The sequence below is a fragment of the Enterobacter sp. K16B genome, assembly GCF_020216105.1.
Taxonomy (GTDB): domain Bacteria; phylum Pseudomonadota; class Gammaproteobacteria; order Enterobacterales; family Enterobacteriaceae; genus Enterobacter; species Enterobacter sichuanensis.
Genome location: NZ_JAIWJZ010000080.1, coordinates 17,481 through 35,142, shown reverse-complemented (window position 1 = coordinate 35,142; position 17,662 = coordinate 17,481). Strand labels below are relative to the sequence as shown.

Annotated in this window: 10 protein-coding genes; 8 read left to right on the top strand and 2 right to left on the bottom strand. The window is 57.2% G+C overall.

From position 1 onward, the window contains the following. Positions 1 to 171: 171 nt before the first annotated feature. The 5 genes from pepA to ahr all read left to right on the top strand — a co-directional run bounded on the left by pepA (position 172) and on the right by ahr (position 6,795). Complete coding sequence (pepA, locus tag LDK53_RS15020) at positions 172 to 1,683, top strand: leucyl aminopeptidase (protein ID WP_025756684.1); 1,512 nt, start codon at positions 172 to 174, stop codon at positions 1,681 to 1,683. Positions 1,684 to 1,766: 83 nt separating this feature from the next. Continuing rightward, complete coding sequence (gene holC / locus LDK53_RS15015; protein ID WP_025756683.1) at positions 1,767 to 2,210, top strand: DNA polymerase III subunit chi; 444 nt, start codon at positions 1,767 to 1,769, stop codon at positions 2,208 to 2,210. Then, complete coding sequence (locus LDK53_RS15010) at positions 2,210 to 5,065, top strand: valine--tRNA ligase (protein ID WP_095450570.1); 2,856 nt, start codon at positions 2,210 to 2,212, stop codon at positions 5,063 to 5,065. Before holC ends, LDK53_RS15010 begins: the two co-directional genes overlap by 1 nt. A 123-nt stretch (positions 5,066 to 5,188) precedes the next feature. Beyond that, complete coding sequence (locus tag LDK53_RS15005; RefSeq protein WP_025756681.1) at positions 5,189 to 5,692, top strand: GNAT family N-acetyltransferase; 504 nt, start codon at positions 5,189 to 5,191, stop codon at positions 5,690 to 5,692. An 83-nt stretch (positions 5,693 to 5,775) separates the two neighbouring features. Beyond that, complete coding sequence (gene ahr / locus LDK53_RS15000) at positions 5,776 to 6,795, top strand: NADPH-dependent aldehyde reductase Ahr (protein WP_225287487.1); 1,020 nt, start codon at positions 5,776 to 5,778, stop codon at positions 6,793 to 6,795. Positions 6,796 to 6,884: 89 nt separating this feature from the next. On the opposite strand, the gene LDK53_RS14995 is transcribed toward ahr, so the two are convergent. Continuing rightward, positions 6,885 to 8,522 carry a dihydroxyacetone kinase subunit DhaK gene (locus LDK53_RS14995; RefSeq protein ID WP_225287486.1) on the bottom strand — a complete coding sequence of 546 codons (1,638 nt, stop codon included), beginning with the start codon at positions 8,520 to 8,522 and terminating at the stop codon, positions 6,885 to 6,887. Positions 8,523 to 8,659: 137 nt separating this feature from the next. Between LDK53_RS14995 and LDK53_RS14990 the strand changes: the two genes are divergently transcribed. Beyond that, positions 8,660 to 10,162 carry a helicase HerA-like C-terminal domain-containing protein gene (locus LDK53_RS14990; RefSeq protein WP_225287485.1) on the top strand — a complete coding sequence of 501 codons (1,503 nt, stop codon included), beginning with the start codon at positions 8,660 to 8,662 and terminating at the stop codon, positions 10,160 to 10,162. Here the strand turns inward: LDK53_RS14990 and LDK53_RS14985 are convergent. Next, positions 10,142 to 11,083 (bottom strand): TIGR01212 family radical SAM protein, encoded by a 942-nt coding sequence (locus LDK53_RS14985; RefSeq protein ID WP_104556610.1) that lies wholly within the window; start codon positions 11,081 to 11,083, stop codon positions 10,142 to 10,144. The genes LDK53_RS14990 and LDK53_RS14985 overlap by 21 nt on opposite strands. 687 nt (positions 11,084 to 11,770) lie before the next feature. Between LDK53_RS14985 and gltB the strand changes: the two genes are divergently transcribed. Both gltB and gltD read left to right on the top strand, forming a co-directional pair. Then, a complete protein-coding gene (gene gltB, locus LDK53_RS14980) occupies positions 11,771 to 16,231 on the top strand; it encodes a glutamate synthase large subunit (protein WP_225287484.1) in 4,461 nt (1,486 codons plus the stop codon). Positions 16,232 to 16,240: 9 nt separating this feature from the next. After that, on the top strand, positions 16,241 to 17,659 hold the full coding sequence (gene gltD / locus LDK53_RS14975) for a glutamate synthase subunit GltD (protein WP_025756676.1): 1,419 nt from the start codon (positions 16,241 to 16,243) through the stop codon (positions 17,657 to 17,659). Positions 17,660 to 17,662 lie beyond the last annotated feature (3 nt).

Here is a 17,662-nt window from a genome sequence, read left to right as displayed (position 1 = left end):
CTAAGATTAAAACATCCGGCGGATTCACGCTTCAGGACTTTTTCTGACGTGTCGAAACCGTAGTAACGTAAGATTAACACGAAGTCACCACAACAGCGGACATGAGTTACGAAAGGTTTCAATTCTATCCGTAGCCCCCGCCGTTGTCTTTAAGATTCAGGAGCGTAGTGCATGGAGTTCAGTGTAAAAAGCGGTAGCCCGGAGAAACAGCGGAGTGCCTGCATCGTTGTGGGCGTCTTTGAACCGCGCCGACTCTCCCCGATCGCCGAACAACTCGATAAAATCAGTGACGGCTATATTAGCGCCCTGCTGCGCCGTGGCGAACTGGAAGGCAAACCTGGGCAGACGCTGTTACTGCATCATGTTCCGAACGTCCTGTCCGAACGCATTCTGCTGATTGGCTGCGGCAAAGAACGCGAGCTGGATGAGCGTCAGTATAAGCAGGTGATTCAGAAAACGATTAATACGCTGAATGACACCGGTTCAATGGAAGCCGTCTGTTTCCTGACGGAGCTGCACGTCAAAGGGCGTAACACCTACTGGAAAGTCCGTCAGGCGGTCGAAACGGCAAAAGAGAGCCTGTACAGCTTCGATCAACTGAAGACCAATAAAAGCGAGCCGCGTCGCCCGCTGCGTAAAATGGTCTTTAACGTGCCAACCCGCCGCGAACTGACCAGCGGCGAGCGCGCCATTCAGCACGGTCTGGCCATTGCTGCCGGCATTAAAGCGGCCAAAGACCTCGGCAACATGCCGCCGAACATCTGTAACGCCGCGTACCTGGCCTCTCAGGCGCGTCAGCTGGCCGATGCCTACAGCAAGAATGTCATTACCCGCGTCATTGGCGAACAGCAGATGAAAGAGCTGGGAATGCACTCTTATCTGGCGGTGGGTAACGGCTCGCAGAATGAGTCGCTGATGTCGGTCATTGAGTACAAGGGCAATCCGTCCGAAGATGCGCGCCCTATCGTGCTCGTCGGTAAAGGCCTGACCTTCGACTCCGGCGGTATCTCCATCAAGCCGGCCGAAGGCATGGATGAGATGAAGTACGACATGTGCGGCGCGGCGGCGGTGTATGGCGTGATGCGCATGGTGGCGGAGCTTCAATTGCCTGTTAACGTTATTGGCGTACTGGCGGGCTGCGAAAACATGCCTGGCGGTCGTGCCTATCGTCCGGGTGACGTCCTGACCACCATGTCCGGACAGACGGTTGAAGTGCTGAACACCGACGCCGAAGGCCGTCTGGTGCTGTGTGACGTGCTGACCTATGTGGAACGCTTCGAGCCGGAAGCGGTGATTGACGTCGCTACGCTCACCGGCGCCTGTGTGATTGCGCTGGGCCATCACATCACCGGTCTGATGTCGAACCACAATCCTCTGGCGCATGAGCTTATTAGTGCCTCGGAGCAGGCCGGCGACCGCGCATGGCGTCTGCCGCTGGGTGATGAGTATCAGGATCAGCTGGAGTCTAACTTCGCGGACATGGCGAACATCGGCGGACGTCCTGGTGGTGCTATCACTGCAGGCTGTTTCCTGGCACGCTTTACCCGCAAGTACAACTGGGCGCACCTGGATATCGCGGGCACCGCATGGCGCTCCGGTAAGGCCAAAGGCGCAACCGGTCGTCCGGTGGCGTTACTGTCGCAGTTCCTGCTGAACCGCGCGGGTTTTAACGGCGACGAGTAAGTCATCACGGCAGCAAACTGTAGGCCGGGTAAGCGTAGCGCCACCCGGCTTTGCCTTTGAATCCAAAACAAGAACCCCCATATATGAAGAATGCAACGTTCTACCTTCTGGACAACGACACCCATCAGGATGGCCTGAGCGCCGTCGAACAGCTGGTGTGTGAAATTGCCGCAGAACGTTGGCGCGCAGGTAAACGTGTGCTGATTGCCTGTGAAGATGAACAGCAGGCGATTCGACTTGATGAAGCGCTGTGGGCGCGCCCGCCGGAGAGCTTTGTACCGCATAACCTGTCAGGCGAAGGCCCACGCGGCGGCGCACCGGTTGAAATTGCCTGGCCGCAAAAGCGCAGCAGCAGCGCGCGCGATATTCTGATTAGCCTGCGGATAGATTTTGCAGATTTTGCCACCGCTTTCACAGAAGTGGTAGACTTTGTCCCTTACGAAGAATCTTTGAAACAACTGGCGCGCGAACGCTATAAAGCGTACCGCCTGGCTGGTTTTAACCTGAATACGGCAACCTGGAAATAATGGAAAAGACATATAACCCACGCGATATCGAACAGCCGCTTTACGAGCACTGGGAACAGCAGGGCTATTTCAAGCCTAACGGCGACGAAAGCAAAGAGTCCTTCTGCATCATGATCCCGCCGCCGAACGTCACCGGCAGTTTGCATATGGGTCATGCTTTCCAGCAGACCATCATGGACACCATGATCCGCTACCAGCGTATGCAGGGTAAAAACACCCTGTGGCAGGCGGGGACTGACCACGCGGGTATCGCGACCCAGATGGTGGTTGAGCGTAAAATTGCCGCTGAAGAAGGGAAAACTCGCCACGACTACGGTCGCGACGCCTTCATCGACAAAATCTGGCAGTGGAAAGCAGAATCTGGCGGCACCATTACCCGTCAGATGCGCCGTCTCGGAAACTCCGTTGACTGGGAGCGCGAGCGTTTCACCATGGACGAAGGCTTGTCCAACGCCGTGAAAGAAGTTTTCGTCCGTCTCTACAAAGAAGACCTGATTTACCGTGGCAAACGCCTGGTAAACTGGGACCCGAAACTGCGCACCGCCATCTCTGACCTGGAAGTGGAAAACCGCGAGTCCAAGGGCTCCATGTGGCACATCCGCTATCCGCTTGCCGACGGCGCTAAAACCGCAGACGGTAAAGATTACCTGGTGGTCGCGACCACCCGTCCGGAAACCCTGCTGGGCGATACCGGCGTGGCCGTTAACCCGGAAGATCCGCGTTATAAAGATCTGATCGGTAAATTCGTAGTGCTGCCGCTGGTGAACCGCCGTATTCCGATTGTGGGCGACGAACACGCCGATATGGAAAAAGGCACTGGCTGCGTGAAAATCACCCCGGCGCACGACTTCAACGACTACGAAGTGGGCCGTCGTCACGCCCTGCCGATGATCAACATTCTGACCTTCGACGGTGATATCCGTGAAAGCGCAGAAGTGTATGACACCAAAGGCAACGAATCTGACGTTTACTCAAGCGACATTCCGGCTGAGTTCCAGAAGCTGGAACGTTTTGCGGCGCGTAAAGCGATCGTGGCTGCCGTTGACGCGCTCGGCCTGCTGGAAGAAATCAAACCTCACGATCTGACCGTGCCGTACGGCGACCGTGGCGGCGTGGTTATCGAGCCAATGCTGACCGATCAGTGGTACGTGCGTGCCGACGTGCTGGCGAAACCGGCTGTTGAAGCGGTTGAGAACGGCAGCATCCAGTTCGTGCCGAAGCAGTACGAAAACATGTACTTCTCCTGGATGCGTGACATTCAGGACTGGTGTATCTCCCGCCAGCTGTGGTGGGGTCACCGTATCCCGGCGTGGTACGACAACGAAGGCAACGTCTACGTAGGACGTAGCGAAGATGAAGTGCGTCAGGAAAACAACCTGAGTGCAGATGTTGCCCTGCGCCAGGACGAAGACGTGCTGGATACCTGGTTCTCCTCCGCGCTGTGGACCTTCTCCACACTCGGCTGGCCGGAGAACACCGACGCGCTGCGTCAGTTCCACCCAACCAGCGTGATGGTGTCCGGCTTCGACATCATCTTCTTCTGGATTGCCCGCATGATCATGATGACCATGCACTTCATCAAAGACGAAGACGGCAAGCCGCAGGTTCCGTTCCATACCGTCTATATGACCGGTCTTATCCGTGATGATGAAGGCCAGAAGATGTCCAAGTCCAAGGGTAACGTCATTGACCCACTGGATATGGTTGACGGTATCTCTCTGGAAGAGCTGCTGGAAAAACGCACCGGCAACATGATGCAGCCGCAGCTGGCAGAGAAAATCCGCAAGCGTACCGAGAAGCAGTTCCCGAACGGGATTGAGGCTCACGGTACCGACGCCCTGCGTTTCACCCTGGCGGCGCTGGCCTCTACCGGTCGCGACATCAACTGGGACATGAAGCGTCTGGAAGGTTACCGTAACTTCTGTAACAAGCTGTGGAACGCCAGCCGCTTCGTGCTGATGAACACCGAAGATCAGGATTGCGGCTTCAACGGCGGCGAGATGACCCTGTCTCTGGCAGACCGCTGGATCCTGGCGGAATTCAACCAGACGGTGAAAGCGTTCCGCGAGGCGCTGGACAGCTACCGCTTCGATATCGCGGCGGGCATTCTGTACGAATTCACCTGGAACCAGTTCTGTGACTGGTACCTGGAACTGGCGAAGCCGGTCATGAACGGCGGCACTGAGGCTGAACTGCGCGGTACGCGTAATACGCTGATTACCGTCCTGGAAGGTCTGCTGCGCCTGGCGCATCCGGTCATTCCATTCATCACCGAAACCATCTGGCAGCGCGTGAAGGTGATTGCAGGCATCAATGCCGACACCATCATGCTGCAGCCGTTCCCGGAATTCGATGCGGCGAAAGTTGATGACGCGGCATCTGCAGATACCGAGTGGCTGAAGCAGGCGATCGTAGCGGTACGTAACATCCGTGCTGAAATGAACATCGCGCCGGGCAAACCACTGGAGCTGCTGCTGCGCGGCTGCAGCGAGGCGGCGGTTCGTCGTGTCAACGAGAACAACACCTTCCTGAAAACCATGGCGCGCCTGGAAAGCATCACCGTGCTGCCTGCTGATGACAAAGGTCCGGTCTCCGTGACCAAAATCATCGACGGCGCCGAGCTGCTGATCCCGATGGCAGGTCTTATCGACAAAGATGCTGAGCTGGCGCGTCTGGCGAAAGAAGTGGCGAAAGTGGACGTGGAAATCGGCAAGATCGAAAGCAAACTGGCGAACGAAGGCTTTGTTGCCCGTGCGCCGGAAGCGGTCATCGCGAAAGAGCGTGAGCGTCTGGTGGCTTTCGCCGATGCGAAGACCAAGCTGATTGAGCAGCAGGCGGTTATCGCAGCCCTGTAATGCTATTACCCCTTACGCTTCAGGGCGTAAGGGGTATCCTTCCTGAAAACTCCTCGCTTGCACTCCCCTTTCCGCGGTGCTATTAACAGCAAATGTGTGTCAATTTTTGTAATGAGTAATGCTATGAGCGTGATCACTCCCGTCGCGACGACGATGCGTCGGATCGCTGTGCAGGACAACCCGGCTATCGCCGCCGTCATCCGCACGGTCTCTGCCGAATATGGCCTGACGGCTGATAAAGGCTACACGGTTGCCGACCCGAATCTGGACGAACTGTTTCAGCTGTACAGCCAGCCGGGGCATGCTTACTGGGTCATCGAGCAGAACGGCCAGGTCGTCGGCGGCGGCGGCGTAGCGCCCCTCAGCTGCAGCGAGCCGGATATCTGCGAACTGCAAAAAATGTATTTTCTGCCGTCCGTTCGCGGGCAAGGCCTGGCGAAAAAGCTGGCGCTGCTTGCCCTGGACCACGCGCGCAAACAGGGTTTTACCCGCTGTTACCTCGAAACAACCGCCTTCCTCAAAGAGGCCATCGGCCTGTATGAACATCTGGGCTTTGAGCATATTGATGCACCGCTGGGCTGCACCGGGCACGTCGATTGCGAAGTCAGAATGTTGAAAACGCTGTAAACATTTTTGCTGCCCTCTTCTGTTAAGCGGTGGTTAACTGAATGCTCTACACTCTCAGTTCACACCACAACGGGGGAAACACGATGTCGAAGATAAAAAGCTACGCCGCACCGCAGGCGGGTGCAGAACTTGAACTGTACGAGTACGATGCAGGCGTTCTAAAAGCAGAAGACGTCGAGGTACAGGTTGATTACTGCGGGATCTGCCACTCGGATCTCTCGATGATCGACAATGAATGGGGCTTTTCAAGCTATCCACTGGTTGCCGGTCACGAAGTCATTGGCCGTGTTGTCGCGCTCGGTAGCGCTGCGCAGGACAAAGGGCTGAAAGTCGGCCAGCGCGTGGGCATTGGCTGGACAGCACGCAGCTGTGGCCACTGCGACGCCTGTATCAGCGGCAACCAGATCAACTGCCTCGAAGGCGCTGTTCCCACCATTCTGAATAAAGGCGGTTTTGCCGATAAGCTGCGCGCCGACTGGCAATGGGTCATTCCGCTGCCGGACAGCATTGATATTGAATCCGCCGGTCCGCTACTGTGCGGCGGTATTACCGTCTTCAAACCGCTTCTGATGCACCATATCACCGCCACCAGCCGCGTGGGCGTCATCGGTATTGGCGGCCTCGGGCATATCGCCATCAAACTGCTGCACGCGATGGGTTGCGAAGTGACGGCATTCAGCTCGAACCCGGCGAAAGAACAGGAAGTGCTGGCGATGGGGGCGGATAAAGTCGTCAACAGCCGCGATCCAGACGCGCTGAACGCCCTGGCGGGTCAGTTTGATCTGATCATCAACACTGTGAACGTGGATCTTAACTGGCAGCCGTATTTTGAAGCCCTGGCCTACGGCGGTAACTTCCACACTGTGGGTGCGGTGATGAAGCCGCTGCCGGTTCCGGCGTTTACCCTGATCGGCGGGGATCGCAGCGTATCCGGCTCTGCGACCGGTACGCCGTACGAGTTGCGCAAACTGATGAAGTTCGCCGGGCGCACCAAAGTGGCACCAACTACCGAACTGTACCCGATGTCGAAAATCAATGAAGCCATCCAGCACGTGCGCGACGGCAAAGCCCGTTATCGCGTGGTGTTGAAAGCGGATTTTTGATGTGACAGTGCCGGGTGGCGGCTTCGCCTTACCCGGCCAGGGTTCGTTTTTGTAGGCCCGGTAAGCGCAGCGCCACCGGTCTTTTTCGACTACCGCACCAGTGCCGCAAAGACTTCCGCGACAGCCACCGCCCCCGGATCCATTACGCCATCCAGATTCTCTTTATTCACGTACGACGAACGTCCCGCACCTGCTTTCACCATTTTCGCCGTTGCCTCCGCCCCCTGCTGCGCCGCCTGCGCCGCAGCCTGAAGATCTTTTTTCTGTAAAGCCTCCAGCGCCGGTTGCAGCGCGTCGATCAGCGTGCGATCGCCGAGATCCGCCCCGCCATACTGCTTCATCTGCGCCAGCCCGCTGAGCAATGCCTCCGGGAGCGATTGTCCGTCATGCAGCTTTTGCCCGGCCGCGGTGAAGAAGATCGACATTAATACGCCGCTCGATCCGCCCATTACCGTGGCCAGCCGCTCGCCAGCCAGTAACAGTAGCGTAGAGACATCGTTAAGCGGGAGGGTATTCTCCTCCAGACGCTGCGCAATATCCCGCGCACCTTGCGCAAAGGTGGAGCCGGTATCGCCATCTCCCACTTTCGCATCCAGCGCGTTGAGGCGGTTTTCCAGCTGGATCAGCGTTTTTGTCACTGAGGAGACACACTCTCCCACCTGCGGATTGTCCGATGGGGTATATTCCACGCGGTCATGAATGGCACTGTGCTCAACGGTGCGCAAGGGCGCAAACGCCACGGGTTTCTGCCAGCCCAGCGTTTCGACGTCGGCATGAATCGCCTTTTCGAAGAAATCGTTAAGCTTCAGCAGCGTCAGCGAAAAGCCCTTCATATCCAGGGCGCTTACCAATGGCGCGGGACCTATCAGGTACGCGATCTCTTCTTTCAGCGCCGAGTGCGCCAGCTCTTTCGTCAGCAGCGCCATCTCCAGCGCCGATACGCCGCCGAGGTTGTTAATCAGTACCGCAAAGCGCCCCTCACCCGCCTCTGTTTTCAGTGGCGTGACCAGCGTGTCGATAATGGCTTTGCTGTTTTGGGTATCCACCACGGACGCCCCGGGCTCGCCGTGAATGCCCAGACCCAGCTCGACGTGGCCCTGCTTAATGCGCCCCTCTTCCTCCTCGCTGCCGGGCAGGTTACAGGTTTGCATTGCAACGCCCAGGCTCCAGAGGTTATCGCAGGCCTGTTGCGCGATCTCCCGCACTTCACTCAGCGATTTTCCGAGCTCCGCCGCATAGCCCGCAATCTTATGCACCAGCGCGGTGCCGGCAATACCGCGCGGTTGCTTGTTATCCGGCAGCGCGATGTCATCCGCTACAATCACCATCTCCACCTTCAGACCGTAACGTTTGGCCTTTTCCGCCGCGAGGCCGAAGTTCAGACGGTCGCCGGTGTAGTTTTTGACGATCAACAGACAGCCGCGATCGCCGGTTACGGCGACGATGGCATTGAGTACCGCATCCACGCTCGGCGAGGCAAACAGATCGCCACACACCGCCGCCGTCAGCATGCCTTTGCCAACAAATCCGGCATGCGCGGGTTCGTGTCCTGAGCCGCCACCGGAGATCACCGCCACGCGGCTTTTGTCCCAGTCGCCGCGCGCGACAATCCTGATGGCCGGATCGATATCAAGCTTGACGAGATTTGCATGGGGCGCAGAAAGCAGTATGCCTTCAATGGCATCGTTGACCAGCTGTTTGCGGTCGTTAAAGAAGAATCTGGACATAGTTTCCCACTATTTTGTGAACCGTATGCAAAAGCATAGTCCGCGCTGGATAATGCGCCGCAAACTCAGGAATTTACTCATCCCTTTTGCCGTCAGGTTGCCTATACTCCACCCAGGACTACGAGAGGAAGCGCATCATGAGTACACCATTGTTAATTGCCCGGACGCTGGAAAAAGAGCTGTATTTACTGCCCGCCATGACGAACCGCCACGGCCTGATCACCGGCGCCACCGGGACGGGGAAAACCGTGACCCTGCAAAAGCTGGCGGAGTCGCTTTCAGAGATCGGCGTACCGGTGTTTATGGCTGACGTGAAAGGCGATTTAACCGGTGTGGCTCAGGAGGGTACCGCCTCAGAAAAACTGCTCGAACGACTGAAGAATATTGGCATTACGAACTGGACGCCACACGGCAACCCGGTGGTCGTGTGGGATATTTTCGGTGAGAAAGGCCACCCGGTGCGCGCCACCGTCTCCGATCTCGGCCCGCTGCTGCTCGCCCGCCTGCTGAACCTTAACGACGTCCAGTCCGGGGTGCTGAATATTATCTTCCGCATTGCCGATGACCAGGGTCTGCTGCTGCTTGATTTTAAAGATCTGCGGGCCATTACTCAGTACATTGGCGATAACGCGAAATCCTTCCAGAACCAGTATGGCAATATCAGCAGCGCGTCGGTAGGGGCTATTCAGCGCGGGTTACTGACGCTTGAGCAACAGGGGGCTGAGCATTTCTTCGGCGAGCCTATGCTGGATATCAAAGACTGGATGCGCACCGACAGTAACGGCAAAGGCATTATCAATATCCTCAGTGCCGAGAAGCTCTACCAGATGCCGAAGCTTTACGCCGCCAGCCTGCTGTGGATGCTCTCCGAGCTTTACGAACAACTGCCCGAAGCAGGCGATCTGGAAAAACCAAAGCTGGTGTTCTTCTTCGACGAAGCGCACCTGCTGTTCAACGATGCGCCGCAGATATTGTTGGACAAGATTGAACAGGTCATTCGCCTGATCCGCTCTAAAGGCGTCGGCGTCTGGTTTGTTTCGCAAAACCCGTCGGATATCCCGGATAACGTGCTTGGCCAGCTTGGTAACCGCGTTCAGCACGCCCTGCGCGCCTTTACGCCGAAAGATCAGAAAGCGGTGAAAGCCGCTGCGCAAACCATGCGCGCCAATCCGGCCTTTGATACCGAAGCCGCAATTCAGGCGTTAGGCACCGGTGAAGCGCTGATCTCATTCCTGGATGCGAAGGGCAGCCCGTCCGTGGTGGAACGCGCGATGGTGATCGCCCCCTGTTCGCGGATGGGACCGGTGACGGACGATGAACGCAATGGCCTGATTAACCACTCCCCGGTGTACGGGAAGTATGAAGACGAGGTGGATCGGGAATCCGCGTTTGAGATGCTGCAAAAAGGGGTCCAGGCGACAACGGAATCGCAGGATGCCCCTGCCGCTAAAGGGCAGTCGGTGACGGTGGATGACGGTATTCTCGGTGGACTCAAAGATATCCTGTTTGGCAGCACCGGGCCGCGCGGCGGTAAGCGCGACGGCGTGGTACAAACCATGGCGAAGAGCGCGGCGCGGCAGGTGACTAATCAGATAGTGCGCGGCATGCTGGGGAGCCTCTTAGGCGGCCGTCGCCGGTAGACGGGGAACCCACGGACGCCCCAGAGCCGAACCCTGCACGCCGTTTTCCTGAAGATAGCGGTCAATTTCCACCATCCCCGTCCAGCGGTTCTCGCACCACAAGGGTGCAAGAAGCGTTGGACGGCGGGCGCTGGCAGAGATGCGATGGTAGACAATCTCCGGCGGCGTGTGACGAATCATCTCCCCCGCCGTCACCGTATAGGCGTCAAGTTCGATACCGTTCAAACGCCCGGCTTCCCAGGCTTTGGCCATAATGCTGCCCTTCACGATATGCAGCGGATGCAGCTTGATACCGTCCACGCCGGTCTCCACCACTTTTTCCAGCGTCTCCAGGCCGTGCCGCTGCCCTTCACCAGGCAACCCGACAATCAGATGCGAGCAGACTTTCAACCCGCGCTCACGGGCAAGACGGGTAGTGCGCTGGTAGCAGGCGAAATCATGACCACGGTTGATGCGGTGCAGGGTTTTATCGTGCGCGGTCTGTAGGCCCAGCTCCAGCCAAACCTCGTAGCCTTGATCGTTATACTCGCTGAGCAGATCCAGCACCGCATCCGGTACGCAGTCCGGGCGCGTACCCACGCAGAGCCCGACAATACTGGCCTGGCTGACAGCCTGCTGATACATGTCGCGCAGTACCTGGACTTCCGCCCATGTGCTGGTATAGGCCTGAAAATAGGCCAGATAGCGTCTGGCACGGTTTACCAGACTCGCCTGATGCGAAAGCTGTTCGGCAATAGAGCGATGCTGCTGGGCCTCGTCTGCAAATGACGCAACGTTACAGAACGTGCAGCCCCCGCGCCCGATTGTCCCGTCCCGGTTTGGGCAGCTAAACCCGCCATGCAGCGTCAGCTTGTGAACCTTTTGCCCGTACCGCTGCAAAAGATCCCCACCAAACATATTGACTAATTTCTGTAACTGCATAATCTGATAGACCGTCCCGGAGAAAGGGGACAAGCCTGCCACTTTTAGCCTCTGTCGGCGATGACCTGGATCAATCGCCCTGGACGGCTTTTATCTATATGAATAACTACTCAGGATTACTGCAATTTCATTCACGCCAGCCGTGATTACTTTTCCTTATGTTCTGATTGTTTTTTTCATTTATAGCGCCACCTCTGAAAAACAGTGACTTTATGCGGGTTTAACCCTCGCAGCAGCGTAATATTCTGTTAAAAACCCGCTATTCAGCATGCTGCATTGATAATACCGCTTTCAGATAGTGAGTCAGATCACACTCCGTTACGCCCTGCCAGGGCATTCATTCAATGTAAAATTAGTTAAATTACTTTTAATTACAATCAGATAACTTACCTTTAGCACATTTTTGTATAAATAAGATTGCCATTTGACCTGTGTACCAATTCCCGATAAGTTGGAAATCCGCTGGAAGCTTTCTGGATGAGCGGCCTGCTCATCATATTTATGCAGTAATTGAGATTCCCTCTGAAGCAAGTCCTCAAACTTGTTTACCTGCGCGAAAGGATGAAAAAGAGGGCGAATGCGAGGTCCGCGTATGAAACGCAAACCCCGTCGCCATGCTCTTTCTGCGCCTGTGCGCCACGGTTACGTTCAGAGAGAAGCCCGACGAGCCTGGGGAGGTTCACTGATATGTTGTACGATAAATCCCTTGAGAAGGATAACTGTGGTTTCGGCCTGATCGCCCACATAGAAGGCGAACCTAGCCACAAGGTAGTGCGTACTGCTATTCACGCACTGGCCCGAATGCAGCACCGTGGCGCCATCCTTGCCGATGGTAAAACCGGCGACGGTTGCGGCCTGCTGCTGCAAAAACCCGATCGTTTCTTCCGCATCGTGGCGGAAGAGCGCGGCTGGCGTTTAGCCAAAAACTACGCTGTCGGTATGCTGTTCCTGAACCAGGATCCTGAAAAAGCTGCCGCTTCGCGCCACATCGTCGAAGAAGAACTTCAGCGTGAAACCCTGTCTATTGTCGGCTGGCGCAATGTGCCAACCAACGAAGGGGTGCTCGGTGAAATCGCCCTCTCCTCGCTGCCTCGTATAGAACAGATTTTTGTCAATGCCCCTGCGGGCTGGCGTCCACGTGATATGGAACGCCGTCTGTTTATCGCCCGTCGCCGCATTGAAAAACGTCTCCAGGACGATAAAGAGTTCTACGTCTGTAGCCTCTCGAACCTGGTAAATATCTATAAAGGTCTGTGTATGCCGGCTGACCTGCCGCGCTTCTACCTGGACCTGGCGGACCTGCGTCTGGAATCGGCCATTTGCCTGTTCCACCAGCGCTTCTCCACCAACACCGTACCTCGCTGGCCGCTGGCGCAGCCGTTCCGTTATCTGGCGCACAACGGCGAGATCAACACCATTACCGGTAACCGCCAGTGGGCCCGTGCCCGTACCTATAAGTTCCAGACGCCACTGATCCCTGACCTGCACGATGCCGCGCCGTTCGTGAACGAAACCGGCTCCGACTCCAGCTCGATGGATAACATGCTGGAACTGCTGCTGGCGGGCGGGATGGATATCGTGCGCGCCATGCGTCTGCTCGTGCCACCGGCCTGGCAGAACAACCCGGATATGGATCCAGAGCTGCGTGCGTTCTTCGACTTTAACTCCATGCACATGGAGCCGTGGGACGGCCCGGCGGGCATCGTGATGTCCGACGGTCGTTTTGCCGCCTGTAACCTGGACCGTAACGGTCTGCGTCCGGCGCGCTACGTCATCACCAAAGATAAGCTCATCACCTGTGCCTCTGAAGTCGGTATCTGGGATTACCAGCCTGACGAAGTGGTTGAGAAAGGCCGCGTCGGTCCTGGCGAACTGATGGTTATCGACACTCGCGTTGGGCGCATTCTGCATTCCGCCGAAACCGATAACGACCTGAAAAGCCGCCATCCGTACAAAGATTGGATGGAGAAAAACGTGCGTCGTCTGGTGCCGTTTGAAGATCTGTCGGACGAAGAGGTGGGCAGCCGCGAACTGGACGACGATATCCTCGCCAGCTATCAGAAGCAGTTTAACTACAGTGCGGAAGAGCTGGACTCGGTTATCCGCGTGCTCGGTGAAAACGGCCAGGAAGCGGTCGGCTCGATGGGTGACGATACCCCGTTTGCCGTGCTCTCCAGCCAGCCGCGTATCATTTATGACTACTTCCGTCAGCAGTTCGCGCAGGTCACCAACCCGCCAATCGACCCGCTGCGTGAAGCACACGTGATGTCGCTGGCCACCAGTATTGGTCGTGAGATGAACGTCTTCTGCGAGGCCGAAGGCCAGGCGCACCGTCTGACCTTTAAATCGCCGATCCTGCTGTATTCCGATTTCAAACAGCTCACCACCATGAAAGAGGAGCACTACCGCGCTGACACGCTCGATATTACCTTCGACGTGAACGACGCGAGCCTCGAAGAGACGGTGAATGCGCTGTGTGACAAAGCCGAACAGATGGTACGTAACGGTACCGTTCTGCTGGTGCTGTCCGACCGAAATATCGCGAAAAACCGTCTGCCGGTGCCTGCGCCAATGGCGGTGGGTGCTATCCAGACGCGTCTGGTCGATAAGAGCCTGCGCTGCGACGCCAACATCATTGTTGAAACCGCCAGCGCTCGCGACCCGCACCACTTTGCCGTGCTGTTAGGTTTTGGTGCGACGGCAATCTACCCGTATCTGGCCTACGAAACGCTGGCCCGTCTGGTGGATACCCGCGCGATCGACAAAGACTATCGTACAGTGATGCTGAACTACCGTAACGGCATCAATAAAGGTCTGTACAAAATCATGTCCAAAATGGGCATCTCGACCATTGCCTCCTACCGTTGTTCGAAGCTGTTTGAAGCGGTCGGTCTGCATAACGACGTGGCAAACCTCTGCTTCCAGGGCGTCGTCAGCCGTATCGGCGGAGCCGGATTTGCTGACTTCCAGCAGGATCTGGTGAACCTGTCGAAACGCGCCTGGCTGGCACGTAAGCCGCTGGATCAGGGCGGTCTGCTGAAATACGTTCACGGCGGCGAGTATCATGCCTATAACCCGGACGTGGTGCGCACGCTGCAGCAGGCGGTGCAGAGCGGCGAATACAGTGATTACAAGCAGTACGCTGAACTGGTGAACAACCGTCCGGCGGCGACGCTGCGTGACCTGCTGGCCCTCAATCCGGGTGATGAAGCGGTCAGCATTGACGAGGTTGAGCCAGCATCTGAACTGTTCAAACGCTTTGATACCGCGGCGATGTCCATCGGCGCGCTGAGCCCGGAAGCCCACGAAGCGCTGGCGGAAGCCATGAACAGCATCGGCGGCAATTCTAACTCCGGTGAAGGCGGTGAAGATCCGGCGCGTTACGGCACCAACAAAGTGTCCCGTATCAAGCAGGTGGCCTCCGGCCGCTTCGGCGTCACGCCAGCGTACCTGGTCAACGCCGATGTCATTCAGATTAAAGTCGCTCAGGGTGCAAAACCGGGCGAAGGCGGTCAGTTGCCGGGTGATAAAGTTACCCCGTACATCGCCAAACTGCGCTACTCCGTGCCGGGCGTGACGCTGATCTCCCCGCCGCCGCACCACGATATTTACTCTATCGAGGATCTGGCGCAGCTGATTTTCGACCTGAAACAGGTCAACCCGAAAGCGATGATCTCCGTGAAGCTGGTTTCCGAACCGGGCGTTGGCACCATCGCCACCGGCGTGGCGAAAGCTTATGCGGATCTCATCACCATCGCCGGTTACGACGGTGGTACCGGTGCAAGCCCGCTCTCCTCCGTGAAATATGCGGGTTGCCCGTGGGAACTGGGTCTGGTGGAAACCCAGCAGGCGCTGGTGGCTAACGGTCTGCGTCACAAGATCCGTCTGCAGGTGGACGGTGGCCTGAAAACCGGCCTAGACATCATCAAAGCGGCGATTCTGGGTGCGGAAAGCTTTGGTTTCGGTACCGGCCCAATGGTTGCGCTTGGCTGTAAATACCTGCGTATTTGCCACCTGAACAACTGCGCAACCGGTGTTGCAACCCAGGACGAGAAGCTGCGTAAGAACCACTACCACGGCCTGCCGTTCAAAGTGACTAACTACTTTGACTTCATCGCCCGTGAAACCCGCGAGCTGATGGCGCAGCTGGGTGTGAAACGTCTGGTGGACCTGATTGGCCGTACCGATTTACTGAAAGAGCTGGAAGGCTTCACGGCGAAGCAGCAGAAGCTGGAGTTGAGCAAGCTGCTGGAAACGGCGCAGCCACACCCTGGCAAAGCGGTTTACTGCACCGAGAACAACCCACCGTTCGATAACGGCGTGCTGAACGCGCAGCTGTTGCAGCAGGCGAAACCGTACGTGGATGACAAGCAGAGCAAAACGTTCTGGTTTGATATCCGCAACACCGACCGTTCTGTGGGTGCGTCCCTCTCCGGTTACATTGCGCAGACGCACGGCGACCAGGGGCTGGCGGCGGATCCGATTACCGCGCACTTCAGCGGTACCGCGGGTCAGAGCTTTGGCGTGTGGAACGCCGGCGGCGTTGAGCTATACCTGACCGGCGACGCCAACGACTACGTCGGGAAAGGCATGGCGGGCGGTCTGCTGGCGGTGCGTCCTCCGGTGGGTTCTGCCTTCCGCAGCCATGAGGCAAGCATCATCGGTAACACCTGCCTGTACGGCGCGACCGGTGGTCGTCTGTTCGCTGCGGGCCGTGCGGGCGAGCGTTTTGCGGTGCGTAACTCCGGTGCCATCACCGTGGTGGAAGGCATTGGCGATAACGGTTGTGAATACATGACGGGCGGGATTGTTTGCGTCCTGGGTAAAACCGGCGTGAACTTTGGCGCAGGCATGACGGGCGGTTTTGCATACGTCCTGGATGAAGACGGCGAGTTCCGCAAACGCGTGAACCCGGAACTGGTGGAAGTGCTGGACGTTGATACGCTGGCTATTCACGAAGAACACCTGCGCGGTTTGATTACCGAACACGTGCAGCATACCGGTTCTTCGCGCGGCGAAGAGATCCTGGCGAACTGGCCAGCATTCTCTGCGAAATTCGCGCTGGTTAAACCGAAGTCCAGCGATGTTAAAGCCCTGTTGGGTCACCGTAGTCGTAGCGCAGCAGAGCTGCGTGTGCAGGCGCAGTAAGGAATTCAGATGAGCCAGAACGTATACCAGTTTATCGACCTGCAGCGTGTTGATCCGCCAAAGAAACCGCTGAAGATCCGTAAAATTGAATTTGTAGAAATCTATGAGCCGTTTTCAGAAGGCCAGGCCAAAGCACAGGCAGACCGCTGCCTGTCCTGCGGTAACCCTTACTGCGAGTGGAAATGTCCGGTACATAACTACATCCCGAACTGGCTGAAGCTGGCCAACGAGGGGCGTATTTTTGAAGCCGCCGAGCTGTCTCACCAGACCAACACCCTGCCGGAAGTGTGCGGCCGCGTGTGTCCTCAGGACCGTCTGTGTGAAGGTTCCTGTACGCTGAACGACGAGTTTGGCGCGGTGACCATCGGCAACATCGAGCGCTATATCAACGATAAAGCGTTTGAGATGGGCTGGCGTCCGGATATGTCCGGCGTGAAGCAGACCGACAAGCGTGTGGCGATTATCGGCGCGGGCCCGGCGGGCCTGGCCTGTGCGGACGTCCTGACCCGTAATGGCGTGAAGGCGGTGGTCTTCGACCGTCATCCGGAGATCGGCGGTCTGCTGACCTTCGGTATCCCGGCCTTCAAGCTGGAGAAAGAGGTCATGACCCGCCGCCGTGAAATCTTCACCGGCATGGGGATTGAGTTCAAACTGAACACAGAAGTGGGCCGCGACGTGCAGCTCGACGACCTACTGAAAGATTACGATGCCGTCTTCCTGGGCGTGGGCACCTATCAGTCCATGCGTGGTGGTCTGGAAAACGAAGACGCGCCGGGCGTTTATGACGCGCTGCCGTTCCTGATCGCCAACACTAAACAGATTATGGGCTATGGCGAAACAGCCGATGAGCCTTTCGTCAGCATGGAAGGTAAGCGCGTGGTGGTGCTGGGCGGTGGTGATACCGCGATGGACTGCGTGCGTACCTCTATTCGTCAGAATGCGGCACACGTGATCTGCGCCTATCGTCGTGACGAAGAGAACATGCCAGGCTCCAAACGCGAAGTGAAAAACGCGCGTGAAGAGGGTGTCGAGTTCCAGTTCAACATCCAGCCGCTGGGTATTGAAGTGAATGCTAACGGTAAAGTGAGCGGCGTGAAGATGGCGCGCACGGAGATGGGCGCGCCGGATGCCAAAGGCCGCCGTCGCGCCGAGATCGTGGCGGGCTCTGAGCACGTGATCCCGGCCGATGCCGTCGTTATGGCGTTCGGTTTCCGTCCGCACAGCATGGAGTGGCTGGCGAAGCACAGCGTCGAGCTGGACTCGCAGGGCCGTATTATTGCGCCAGAAGGCAGCGATAACGCGTTCCAGACCAGCAACCCGAAAATTTTTGCTGGTGGTGATATCGTTCGCGGTTCCGACCTGGTGGTGACGGCGATTGCCGAAGGTCGTAAGGCGGCAGACGGTATACTGAACTACCTGGAAGTGTAATAA